Consider the following 12,108-nt stretch of genomic DNA (forward strand, 5'->3'; position numbering starts at 1 on the left):
CTGCCGATGATGGCGTCGATCGCTTCGCGGAAGATCGTCACCGTCCCCCTCCTCCTCGTCGTGCCGGAGCGTGTACTCTCAAGCGCGATGGGTCCTACCTCGTACCGGGTCGGCTGCGCCTCGTGGCTCGACACCTCGCTGCTGGCCGAAGGCAGCTTCTACCCCGCTCCGAACATGACGGCGGATGCGCGCCTGCGCTGGTACGCGCGCTTCTTCGAAGCCGTCGAGGTCAACGCCACATACTACGCGCTCCCCGCGTACGACACGAGCCGGGCGTGGGTGGAGCGCACGCCGCCGGGCTTCCAGTTCGCGGTGAAGGCCTATGCCCTGATGACCGGGCACCACCCCAAGGCCCAGGCCCTCGTGAAGGAGCTCCGCACGCTGCTGCCGCGCGAGGCGTCCGTGAACGCCCGGGGGGAGGTGGAACGGAAGCACTTTCCGCCCGAGGCCCTCGACCTCTGCTTCGGCTGGTTCCGTGACGCCCTGGCCCCCCTGGCTCAGGCGGGCAAGCTCGGCTACGTCCTCTTCCAGCTGGCCCCGTGGATCGGCTACTCGGCGAAAGCTCTCGAGTACCTGGGCTCCCTCCCCGAGCGCCTGCCCGGCTGGACCCTGGCCGTGGAGTTCCGGAACCCGTCGTGGATACCCCGGCGGACGGCCGAGGTGCTGGAGTTCCTCCGGGACCAGCGCTTGAGCTACGTGGCCGTGGACTGCCCGTGGCAACCGCTCATCGCGACCGCCACCACGGACAGCGCGGTCATGCGCTTGCACGGCCGCAACGTCGAGGGATGGCGGGCGCAGACGCGCGGGCAGCACCCGTCCGTCGCCGAAAAGTACGATTATCTGTATCGGCCGGAGGAGCTCACCGCGCTGAGCGAGACGGCGCGCCGCCTGGAGGAGGAAGCGGCGACCGTTCACATCACGTTCAACAACAATAATCGTGATTACCCGGTCCGCAACGGCCTGCAGTTTCGCCGGCTCCTCGGGCAGTCGCCGCCCGATCTGGAGGCGTCGACCGCGGAGTTTCTCGGCGCCCAGCGCCCCTCGGCACGGGCGCGGCGTTCGCGCCGATGAGGTGGGCGCGCCGCGCGCTGGACGTGACCCGCCGGCGGGAGTAGGATCGCCGCACTCTCGCGTCCCAGGAGCGCGCCATGCCGAACGGCCTGATCTCCGGCGACAATCACATCGACCTCACCTACTGCCCGCCCGACCTCTGGTCCTCTCGGGCGCCGGCGAAGTGGAAGCTGCTCGTGCCCCGGGTGGAAGAGCTGGAGGATGGCCGGCACTGGTTCGTGGAGGCGCAGGACCGCGGCATGTGGAACGGCGTGGGCCCGGGGTTTCTCAAGTACACGCCCGGGCTGTTCGGCCACATCGACGAGATGAAGGCGTTGGGCTTCGAGTGGGACTACCGCGCCGGCGCCCGCCCGCGGCCGACGACGCCCGAGCTCCGGCTGGCCGACCTCGACCGCGACGGCGTGGAGGCGGAGGTCGTCTACGGCTGCCTGATGATGAGCGACCTCATCGCCGACGGCGAGCGGCGCGCCTGGGCCGACGCCGTCTACAACGACTGGGCCGCCGACTTCGCCCGGAGGGCCGATCCCGATCGGGTCTTTCCGCTGGCCATGATCCCCAACAACGATCCCCGGGCGGCGGCGGCCGAGGTGCGGCGCTGCGCCAGGCTGGGGCTGCGCGGCGGCGAGCTGGCCTTCAAGCACTTGAGCGCGCCCCTGTATCAGCGCGACTGGGATCCTCTGTGGGAGGCGGCGGCCGAGTGCCGATTCCCGATCTCGTTCCACTCCACCGGCTTCAAGGGCCTGCGGGCGCCGGACACGCCGGAGCTGGAGCAGCGGTACATGCGCCAGTGGCGGCTCGTCCGCGCCACGCTGTTCCAGCTCGACACCATGGAAGTCCTGGTGTCCCTCATCGCCTCCGGCGCCTGCGAGCGGTACCCGGAGCTCCGGTTCGTCCTCGGGGAGTCGGGGGTGACGTGGCTGCCGTACGTCTTCGACCGGCTGGACACGGAATACGAGGACCGCGCTCGCGTGCTCGGCTTCTCGCTGAAGCCCAGCGATTACTTCCGGCGGCAGGGGTACGTCACCTATCAACAGGATCAGTACCTGGAGCCCATCATCCCCCTGATCGGGGAGGACAACATCATCTGGGGCGCCGACTATCCCCATCCCGACTGCCTGTGGCCCAACTCCCGCCTCCTGCTGGACAAGCACCTGGGGAGCCTGCCCGAGCGCATCCGGCGCAAGATCACCCACGACAACGTGGCCACCCTGTACGACCTGCCTCAGCGCTCCGCGTGAAGCTCGCGATCGAGTTCCCCAGCGTCGCGTACCGTGAGGGGCCGGACGCGGTGCGACGCCTGGCTCAGGCCATCGAGCGGATCGGCTACGACCACATCGACGTCTTCGATCACGTGGTCATGGGCTTCCCCACCGAAGACCGCCCCGCCGGCCCCTACACGCCGACCATGCCTATCCTGGAAGCGCTGATGACGCTCGCCCACGTGGCCGCCGTCACCTCGCGTGTGACGCTGGGCACCGAGGTGCTGGTGCTGCCGCAGCGCGAGCCCACGCTGGTGGCCAAGCAGGTGAGCACGCTGGATACCCTCTCGGGCGGCCGCGTGCGCCTGGGCGTCGGCGTGGGCTGGCAGACCTCCGAGTACGAGGCGCTCGGCGCGGACTTCTCGACCCGCGGCGCCCGCATGGACGAGGCGATCGCCCTGCTCCGCGCGTACTGGGCCGACACCCGCGTGGACTTCGCCGGCAAGCACTACCGGGCGACGGCCATGGCCATGGAGCCCAAGCCGCCCCAGGGACGGGCGCTGCCCATCTGGATCGGCGGTAACTCCGAGGCCGCCTACCGGCGGGTGGGGCGGCTGGGCGACGGCTGGTTAGCCAGCCGGGTGAGCGAGGCCGGCGATGCCCGGCAGGCCATCGAGGCGATCCATCGCCATGCCGAGGAGGCGGGCCGCGATCCCGCGGCCATCGGCCTGCAGAGCATGGTGGCGCCGCCGCCGCGCGACGCCGAGAGCAAGCGATTCTACGCCGAGCCCGACCGCGTCGTGGCGCGCGTGGCGGCCCTGCAGGCCATGGGCTTCGCCTGGGTGTCGCTCAACGCCACGGCGGTCTTCCAGTCCGGCGCGCGCTCGGTCGCCGCGATGATCGACGCGCTGGACCGGCTGCACACGCGGCTGCGCGCAGAGGTCGGCTGACCGCGGCTCACCGCTCCGGGCCGTGATGCTCCACCAGGTAGTCGACGATCCGCTCGCGCAGCGGCGGGTCGATCCAGGTCGCGCCGTACTTGTCGATCATGTCGTCCATCACCCACTCCCAGTTGGCCCGGTTCAGGCGCTGCTGCTCGACCAGCTGGTACGAGTGGCAGACCCCGCAGTGGCCCTGCACGACGCCGGACGCCAGCCCCGCCGGCTTCGATGGAGTGGTCGGGACGGCTTGCGCGTGAGCGGGCGCGTGGAAAAGCAGCGGGGCCCCGAAGGGCCCCGCCAGGATCGAGAGGACGGCGAGGAGCGTCGCCCGCTTCACGCCGTGGCGACGACCCCGACGCGGTGCACGACGTTGCCGAGATAGCCGCGGGGGTTCCACGGCTGGCGCAGCGGCTGCGCGCCGCCTTTGTCGTCCACGGCCTGGGCCCAGATCTCATGGTAGCCCTTGCCGGGCAGGCGCACCGCGGTCTCCCACCGGGCCCACGCGTACTTCGACGGACCGGGCTTGAGCGTGGCGTCCGTCCACGTCTCGCCGTAGTCCGTGGACACGCGCACCCGCGCCACCCGGCGCTCTCCGGCCCAGGCGTGGCCCCGCACGGGCACGCTGTCGCCGGCGCGCACCTGGGCGTCGGCCGCCGGCGCCGTGACCATCGACTTGATGATCCACGAGGTGGCGATGACCATGTCCTCCTTCGGCGGAATCTTCCCGGGCACGACGGGATACGCCGGCATGCGGTAGGAGTAGCCCATCATCTTGTCGGCGTCGTGGACCTTGTCCCGCACCCATATGCGGGTGAGCCACTTCTGCGAGCACGACCCGATCCAGCCCGGGACGACCAGGCGGACGGGGAACCCGTTGAGGGGCTCGAGCGGCTTGCCGTTCATGCGGTAGGCCACCAGGGTGTGCTCCTCCATGGCCTTGTCGATGGGCACGCCGCGCGAGAACGGCTCGGCCTTGCCGATCGGCGGGTCCTCGCCGTAGTGTCCGGTGTAGACGCCGCTCGGCTTGAGCCCCGCGCGCTGCAGGATGTCGCGCAGCCGTACCCCCGTCCACTCGCTGCAGGCGACCGCGCCCTGTCCCCACTGATTGCCGCGCACCTTCGGCTCGAACAGCCCGCGCCCGTTGCCGCCGCACTCGATGAGCGCGGGGAAGGTCGCGGCCGGCATCTTCATGAGGTCGTCCAGCGTGAGCGTGAGCGGCTTGTGGACCTCGCCGTCCACCGTCAGCTTCCAGCCCTGGACGTCCCGCTTCTCCGCCCGGTCGGGTACCAGACCGTTGTTGCGGACGAAGTGGCGCTCGGACGGCGTGACGTCGTCGTCGAGCATGTGGGCCGGGAACTCGCCGTTGATCGGCCGCGTGTTGTGCACGATCATGCCCGGCTTGCCCGGGATCACCTTGGGGTCCTGGGCCCAGGCCGCGGGGAGCAGCCCGCCGCCCAGCAGGCCACGGGCGGCGACGTCGGAGGCACCGAGCGTCATCAGCGCTGCGAGGGCGCTTCCCTTCCCGAGGATGCTCGCGAAGCCACGCCGCGACAGGATCGCGTCGAACCGGGCGAGGTCATGGGCGTCCGCGCCGCCCCGTGCAAAGACATCGCGCATGTAGGTCCACCGATCGGGGGAAAGGTTACCGTCCATGACCTCCTCCGGCGTGTCGGGGTGGACGACCGTGACTATGGCGTGCCGCCATTTTACCCCAGGCCACACGGGCCAGGCCGACGGGCAGGACGGCCAGCAGACCGGCCACCACGGCCAGCGTCCAGTCCTCGGCGTGCAGGGGAACGAGGTGGAGGATGCGCGCCAGCGGCGGCGTCTGGATGAGGAGGACGGCCGAGGCGACGCTGGCGACCGACACCAACCACGCCGCGGGCGTGCGAAGCCGGCTGAGCGCCGCCGTCAGGAAGCCGCTGGTCAGAGCCAGTGTGGCCAGTGCCGCGGCCCGGCCGTGCTCGACGCCACCGGGCTCGCTGGCGCTCCGCACGTAGGCCAGCAGGACGGCCACGGTGATGATCGCGCCGACCAGTGCGATCAGCAGCCAGTCGCGCGCGCGGAACAGGATCGCCCGCCGCGGCGCCATCAGCTGCTGGAGCGGGCCGGCCGGCAGCTCCTGGAACACGAGCAGCGCCGAGGGATGGATGATCAGCTCGACCCACACGATGTGCACCGGCAGGTAGAGCAGCGGGTAGCCGAACAGCGGAATCGCGAGCGCCGAGACCACGAAGGGGGCGTGGATCATCAGGAGGTACTGGAAGCTCGTCCGCAGGTTGGCGAAGAGCTGACGGCCTTCGCTGATGGCCCGGACGATCGTGCGGAAGTTGTCGTCGAGCAGCACGATGGCCGCCACCTCGCGGGCGCTCCGGGTGCCGCGCTCGCCCATCGCGATGCCCACGTCGGCGGCCTGCAGGGCCGGCACGTCGTTCACCCCGTCGCCCGTCACGGCGACGATCTCGCCGCCCCGCTGCAGTCCGCGGACGAGCGTCAGCTTCTGGACGGGGGTGGCCCGGGCGACCACGTCGATGCCCGTGAGGCCCACCACGTCCCCCCGGGCGGCCAGCGTTTCCATCTCGTCGCCCGTGATCACGCGCGCCGCCGGCGCGCCCAGGCCGATCTCCCGGGCGACCGCGCGCGCCGTCGAGGGATGATCGCCCGTGACCATGATGGCGTGAATGCCGGCCTGGCCGCACGCCGCAACTGCCTCGCTGACGCCCGGGCGGACCGGGTCCTGGAAAGCCAGCACCCCGGCCAGGCGAAAATCCGCGGCGGGCTCCTGCGGCGTGCCGTCCCGGCTCTCCAGGGGTCGCCAGGCGCAGGCGATGACCTTGTGGGCGTCCTCGGTCAGGGCGGCGACCTCGGCCAGCGCGCGCGAGCGCTCGGTTTCGCCCGCGTCGCACATGGGGAGGATCGTCTCCGTCGCGCCCTTGGTGACGGCGAGGAGCGCGCCGTCCTTGTCGCGCACGATCGCCGTCTCCCGCTTGCGGCCCTCGGTGAACGGGAAGACGGCCAGGCGCTCGGCATCGTCCGGCCGGACCTCGTTCAGCGCCGCGTCGGCGATGATGGCGAGATCGAGCGGATCGCCGCTCTCCTCGCGAGAGGCCAGGGCGGCCAGGCGGAGGAGCTCACGCTCGTCGACGCCGGGAGCCGGGCGAAGCTGGGCCAGACGCAGCCGCCCCTCGGTAATGGTCCCGGTCTTGTCCGAACAGACCGTCGTGATGCGTCCGATGTTCTCCACCGAGACCGCTCGCCGCACCAGCGCCTGCCGCCGGGCCAGGCGGTAGACGCCCACGCCGAGGAAGAACGTGAAGACGATGGGGAACTCCTCGGGCAGCGCGGCGACGGCGAGCGTCACGGCGCTCACCAGGGCGTCGAGCCAGCCGTAGCCCTGGCGGAGGCGGGCCACGGCCAGGAGCAGACAGATCACCGAGGCCACGGCGACCAGGAGCCCCACGAGGTTCTTGATGGCGGACTGCAGCGGGGTGAGCGCGCGCTGGCCTTGCACGGCCGACTGCACGATCTCGCCGTAGCGCGTCTCGGCCCCCGTGAAGACCACGCGCAGGAGCGCCTGCCCGGTCAGCAGGCGTGTGCCCGCGAAGCCCCAGTGCCGCGTGTCCACCCAGGGCTCGGGCCCCGGGCCGACGCGCTCGGGCAGCGGCTGCTTGGCCACGGGGTAGGCTTCGCCGGTGAGGGTCGACTCGTCCACCTGGAGCTCGGCGCCCGACACGATGAGGCCGTCGGCGGGAAAGGGCTCTCCCGGCACCACCACGACGAGATCCCCGGGCACCAGGTCCAGCGCGCTCACCTCGAGCCGATCGCCGTCACGCACCACCACGGCCCGCTGGGCGAGCCTGCTCCGGAGTCCCTCCGCCGAGGCCTGGCTCCGCCAGTGAAGGAACGCGTCCATCCCGACCAGCGGCACGAGCGCGACCAGCAAGATCAGCGCCTCTCCGAGCTGCCCCACCACGGCATAGAGCAGGCCGGTGGCCCCCAGGAACCAGAGCATCGGGTCCTTCGCGGTGTCGCGAGCGAGCGCCTGCCATTGCGCGGGCGGCGTCTCGACGATCACGTTGGCCCCGTACCGCTCGCGTCTGTCGCCGGCCTCACGGGCGGTGAGACCGCGCTGCGACCCGATCAGGTCACCGAGGCGCTCGAGCGGAACGGCGCGGCGAGTCGTCGCGTCTCTCCCGAACTATCCGGTCTGGCCTGTGCGCATCACGGACTCATTGCCGAGCCACTGAGGCTCTGCAACACGATTGCCAGACGCCGGGTCGCGCGGCGTCCATCGTTATAGATGGGGGGATGGCGCGGCTGGGGCGCCAGAGCCCCGCCGGGGGAGCGCGGCGTGCCATCATGCGGCATCCGCACCCCAGGGGCGCGTGACACCCGTCAGGCAAGGCCCCGATTTTCCGTGCGGTCCGGTGGCATGAAAGGCGCAGAAGCCGTCAGCATGGACATCAAGATCCCCGAGCCGTTGAAGATCGAGCACGAGGAGCTGCACGCCGAGCTGGTGGCGCTCACCAGGGCCCCGGGCAAGGTCGGCGAGGCCGCCCGCCACGTGGCGGACCTGCTGCACCCGCACTTCGTCAAGGAGGAGGAGTACGCGCTGCCGCCTCTGGGGCTGCTCGCCAGCATCGCGCGGCGGGGTGTCACGCCGGACATGCGCGCCGTGGTCGGCATGACCGAACGCCTGAAGAAGGAGCTGTCCGAAATGCTCGACGAGCACCAGCAGGTGATCGGAGCGCTCGACGAGCTTGCCGCGGCGGGACGGGCGGAACAGCGCCAGGACGCCGAGCGCTTCGCCGGGAAGCTGAGGCTCCATGCCCAGACCGAGGAGCAGGTGCTGTATCCGGCGGCCATCCTCGTCGGCGAGCAGGTGCGGGCGCGGCTCGGGATCTGACTACCAGCCGAGGATCTTCCGGCCCTGGACGCTCATCTTCTCGGGGCTCCAGGGGGGATCCCACACGAGCTGCACCCGCACGGTCTCGACGTCGCCGAGCGCCCGGATCACCCGCTCTACCTCCTGGGCCAGGAAATCGCCCACCGGGCAGCCCGGCGACGTCATGGTCATCGTCACCGTGACGCGCCCGCCGTCCGCCGCGACGTCGTAGACCAACCCGAGGTTCACGATGTCCACGGGAATCTCGGGGTCGTAGACCTCTTTCAACGATTCCAGGATCGCCTCTCGCGTGGGCGTCATGGCTCAGGTCCGGCGACCGCTTCGTACCGCAAGCAGGCTGTTGACCAGGAAGAGGACGATCGCCAGCACGTTGGCCAGCCCGCTCCACGCCGGGGAGATCACAGGCCAGCCCAGGTCTCCGGCCAGCCGCGTGAGCACCGAGAGATGGAGCAGTGCGAGGTGGCCATAGAACGCCGGCCGGAACGGCAGGGCGATGCCGAGCACCGATGGCACGATGATGGGCGCGTGACCGAAGATCATGGAGAACACGAATCCCAGGAAGATCGAGTGCAGCATGGCGTCGTAAAAGGCGCCGGCGGTGAACCGGTCGGCGTAGCCCAACCACAGGAGCCCGCCCAGGCCAAGCCAGACGTAGCCCGGCAGCAGGCAAAGCGCGATGTAACGCGGCAGGCCCGCCTGGCGGACCGTGCGCCAGGCGATGTCGTTCCGGAGCAGCCAGACGGCAAGCGCGACGAGGCCGACCCCGGCCACCCGAACCCCCGCATCGGGCGCGACCACGCCGGCGACCAAGCCTGCCAGGAGCACGCCGCAGGCGGCGACGAATGCGCCCCGACTCCATGCCCCCAGGCGCATCAGGCGTGAGAGCTCCAGGCGCTCTCCTGCGATCGTGAGAACGAGAAAGCCGATCCACCACGGCGCCACGCGGTACAGCGGCGCGCCCCCGTGCCAGAGCAGCGTCCCCGCCAGCCAGCTCACCGCTCCGAGCCCCATCACGGCCACGTGGAGCTCGCCGGACCTGCGATAGAGGCTCACGAAGATCGCGACCAGGACGGCGCTGCCGGCCACCGTGAGGACGTGGCCGACGTGGACCGACAGCCCCACGATCCAGGCCAGCCCGCCGAGCCCGGCCAGCAGCGGCGCCCCGTAGGGCCAGCGGCGCCGTAGCGCGACCGCCCGCTCCAGGCCGATCACCGTGCCCAGAAAGCTGCTCACCATCAGCGGTCCATGGTTCCGCGCCACCCCCGCAGTGACCGGCGGGAGCTCCCAGCCCAGACGGAGCAGGCCCGCCCACAGGGCGCCGGCGAGCGAGACGGCGCCCAGCGCCATGAACGGCATCCGGCGATGCGCGAGGGCCATCACCGCGACGCGGCCGCCCCGATCCGGACTGGCCGGTCATAGGCACGATGGTTCATGCCCCGTCGTAACCCTGCGCGAACGCTCGTGTCAACCGGCCGGCGTCGGGAAACGCTCTTGACAGGCCCCCCGGGCGTTCTTAGCGTATGCGCACGTCCCATTCATAGAGCCGGGCACCTGGGGACGAACGGGGAGGGCGCGATGAAGGACGGGCTCAGATTCGTCGACTGCGACATGCACATCATGGAGCCGCCCGACCTGTTCGCGCGCTACCTGGATCCGAAGTTCAAGGACCGCGTGATCCTCCCCATCGGCAAGGACGGCCGGCCCAAACGCGGCACCATCATCGTCGATGGCCTGCCCACCACCCGGGACGCCGAGCTGCAGCAGTACCGCAAGCGCACGCGGCCGGGTTCCGCGCACAGCACCCAGCCGCTCTCGGGCTCGCGGCTGGCCGACACGGGCCGGCTGGACTTCGCCATCACCCGTGACTACGACCCGGTGGCCCAGGTGATGGGCATGGAGATGGAGGGCGTGGACATCGCCGTGCTCTTCCCCACCACGGGGTTGAGCCTCCTGGCCCGCGACAACCTCGACCCGCAGCTCTCCCTGGCGCTGTGCCAGGCCTACAACAACTGGATCGCCGAGTTCTGCCGGCACAGCCCGGATCAGCTCAAGTTCGCGGCCATGCTGCCCGTGCACGACGTGCACCTGGCCTGCCGCGAGCTGGTGCGCTGCGTTCGAGAGCTGGGCGCCGTCGGCTCCTTCATCCGGCCCAACCTGGTCAACGGCCACTACTGGCACTCCAACTACTGGGAGCCGCTCTACAGCCTGCACGAGGAGCTCGACGTGACGTGGGGCTTCCACGAGGGCACCGGCGCCTGGTACTCGCACATGAACACGCTCTACGGGGAGAACCGCTTCTACCGCCACGTGGCCAGCCACTGGATCGAGATGCAGCAGGCCCTCATCGCCATGATCATCGGTGGCGTGTTCGAGTTTCACCCCAAGCTCCGGGTCGGCTTCCTGGAGGCCCAGAACTCGTGGGTGCCCGGGCTGCTCTCCCGCATCGAGTGGGACTATCCCCAGTACCGGGACAGCCACGCGCCCTATCTGACCCTCACGCCGAAGGAATATTTCCGGCGCAACTGCTGGGCGGCGGTGGAAGGCAGCGAGCCCGAGATCGAGGCCACGGCGGGGCTCATCGGGGCCGACCGCATGTGCGTCTCCACCGACTACCCGCACTTTGACTCCAACTTCCCCCATGTCTCCAGCAATCTGCTCAAGAACGTGTCGCGCGAGACCGCGGCGCAGATCTTCCTGGGCGGCGCCCAGCTCTACGGGTTCACAGACGCCGACTTCGCGAAGGCTGACGCCGCGGCGGCGAGCCGGACCGCCGCCCGATGAGCTGGAACGGCATCCCGGTCATCGACCTCGACTCCCACATCGTGGAGCGGGCGGACCGCTTCTATCGCGACTACCTCGACCCCGCCTACCAGGATGCCTACCAGCAGCTCTGCGACGCCATCGCCCGGCAGGCGGAGGCGGGCAGCCCCTACTCGCTCTTCGGCAGCCGCACCTCGATCGTGGAGCCGATCGAGGCCGGGCGACCGCTGGGACGCCGCGACACGTTCGGGCTCACCCGGCGGTCCGCCATGGAAGGGGGCCGCAAGGCCTTTCCGCCGGGACGCGACGACGCGCTTCCGCCGATCCGCCCCGAGGTGAGCTGGGACGTCAAGGCCCGCGTGGAGGACATGGATCGGGCCCTGGTGGACATCGGCGTGCTGTATCCCACACACGTGTCGAGCTACTGCGCCCTGCGCGACCCGGCCTTCGAGAACGCGCTATACCGCGCCTACCACCGCTGGGTGGCCGACTTCTGCGCGCAGGCTCCGCGCCGGCTCAAGTGGACGGTGGTCGCCAACATGCGTGACGTTCCGGCCGGGGTTGCCGAGGTCCGCTACTGGGCCAACCGCGATCCGAATCTGGTCGGGATCTATATCTCCCCCCAGGCGCCCGACGGCAAGCCGCTCGACAACCCCGACCTGCACCCGCTCTACGCCGTCGCCCAGGAGCTCGACCTGCCGCTGCTCGCCCACGGCGGGACCGCCCGTCCACCCTACGGACCCGGCACGTTCGATCTGGACGGCTCCTGGTTCCTGCTCCACAGCTTCTCGAACCCCTGGGCCGGCATGGCCGCGCTGGGCGCGCTGATCGGCGGCGGCGTCTTCGAGATCTTTCCGACCCTGAGAGTGGCCATCATCGAGACCGGCGGCGGCTGGCTTCCCCTGGCCCTGGATCGCCTGGACACGCACTACCTCATGTCGCCCAACCACGTCCCGAACCTCAAGCGCCTGCCCCGCGAGGTCCTCGCCGAGGGGCGGTATTTCCACGCCATCGACACCTGGGAGCGCTCGCTGCCGTTCTGCGTGCAGGAGCTCGGCGAGGATCTGTGGCTCTTCGCCACCGACTGGCCGCACGGCGACACCGCGTGGCCGGAGAGCGTGGAGCAGGTGGTGAAGCGCCCGGAGCTCACGGACCGGGCCAAGCGGAAGATCCTCTCCGAGAACGCGCTGCGCCTCTGCCCGCGCCTGCGCGGTTAGCCGCTAGCGAGCAC

At 70.6% G+C, this 12,108-nt stretch carries 11 protein-coding genes; 6 read left to right on the plus strand and 5 right to left on the minus strand.

What is annotated here, in order from left to right:
* The 3 genes from VFR64_13045 to VFR64_13055 form a co-directional block, all read left to right on the plus strand.
* On the plus strand, positions 1 to 1,071 hold a 1,071-nt coding region (locus VFR64_13045; GenBank protein HET9490667.1), incomplete at its 5' end, for a DUF72 domain-containing protein.
* Positions 1,072 to 1,148: 77 nt separating this feature from the next.
* Positions 1,149 to 2,309 carry an amidohydrolase family protein gene (locus VFR64_13050; protein HET9490668.1) on the plus strand — a complete coding sequence of 387 codons (1,161 nt, stop codon included), beginning with the start codon at positions 1,149 to 1,151 and terminating at the stop codon, positions 2,307 to 2,309.
* Positions 2,306 to 3,220, plus strand: a complete 915-nt coding sequence (locus VFR64_13055) for an LLM class F420-dependent oxidoreductase (GenBank protein ID HET9490669.1) — start codon at positions 2,306 to 2,308, stop codon at positions 3,218 to 3,220. Before VFR64_13050 ends, VFR64_13055 begins: the two co-directional genes overlap by 4 nt.
* Before the next feature lie 7 nt (positions 3,221 to 3,227).
* On the opposite strand, the gene VFR64_13060 is transcribed toward VFR64_13055, so the two are convergent.
* The 3 genes from VFR64_13060 to VFR64_13070 are packed head-to-tail and all read right to left on the minus strand — an operon-like array spanning position 3,228 to position 7,355.
* Entirely contained in the window at positions 3,228 to 3,548 is a 321-nt protein-coding gene (locus VFR64_13060; protein ID HET9490670.1) for a cytochrome c-552 like protein, read from the minus strand.
* On the minus strand, positions 3,545 to 4,864 hold the full coding sequence (locus tag VFR64_13065) for a sulfite oxidase (protein ID HET9490671.1): 1,320 nt from the start codon (positions 4,862 to 4,864) through the stop codon (positions 3,545 to 3,547). Before VFR64_13065 ends, VFR64_13060 begins: the two co-directional genes overlap by 4 nt.
* Entirely contained in the window at positions 4,854 to 7,355 is a 2,502-nt protein-coding gene (locus VFR64_13070; GenBank protein ID HET9490672.1) for a cation-transporting P-type ATPase, read from the minus strand. The genes VFR64_13065 and VFR64_13070 overlap by 11 nt, the downstream gene beginning before the upstream one ends.
* A gap of 312 nt (positions 7,356 to 7,667) precedes the next feature.
* Here VFR64_13070 and VFR64_13075 point away from each other — a divergent pair, with 312 nt between their 5' ends.
* Entirely contained in the window at positions 7,668 to 8,117 is a 450-nt protein-coding gene (locus tag VFR64_13075) for a hemerythrin domain-containing protein (protein HET9490673.1), read from the plus strand.
* Here the strand turns inward: VFR64_13075 and VFR64_13080 are convergent, their stop codons facing one another.
* Positions 8,118 to 8,417 carry a metal-sulfur cluster assembly factor gene (locus tag VFR64_13080; GenBank protein HET9490674.1) on the minus strand — a complete coding sequence of 100 codons (300 nt, stop codon included), beginning with the start codon at positions 8,415 to 8,417 and terminating at the stop codon, positions 8,118 to 8,120.
* A 3-nt stretch (positions 8,418 to 8,420) separates the two neighbouring features.
* The gene (locus VFR64_13085; GenBank protein ID HET9490675.1) at positions 8,421 to 9,464 is read right to left on the minus strand and encodes a hypothetical protein; all 1,044 of its coding nucleotides are present in this window, start codon (positions 9,462 to 9,464) and stop codon (positions 8,421 to 8,423) included.
* A gap of 228 nt (positions 9,465 to 9,692) precedes the next feature.
* Here VFR64_13085 and VFR64_13090 point away from each other — a divergent pair, with 228 nt between their 5' ends.
* Together VFR64_13090 and VFR64_13095 are read left to right on the plus strand one after the other, a co-directional pair.
* Positions 9,693 to 10,898 carry an amidohydrolase family protein gene (locus VFR64_13090; protein ID HET9490676.1) on the plus strand — a complete coding sequence of 402 codons (1,206 nt, stop codon included), beginning with the start codon at positions 9,693 to 9,695 and terminating at the stop codon, positions 10,896 to 10,898.
* Positions 10,895 to 12,094 (plus strand): amidohydrolase family protein, encoded by a 1,200-nt coding sequence (locus VFR64_13095; protein ID HET9490677.1) that lies wholly within the window; start codon positions 10,895 to 10,897, stop codon positions 12,092 to 12,094. Before VFR64_13090 ends, VFR64_13095 begins: the two co-directional genes overlap by 4 nt.
* Positions 12,095 to 12,108 lie beyond the last annotated feature (14 nt).

This window comes from Candidatus Methylomirabilota bacterium (assembly GCA_035709005.1).
Taxonomy (GTDB): domain Bacteria; phylum Methylomirabilota; class Methylomirabilia; order Rokubacteriales; family CSP1-6; genus 40CM-4-69-5.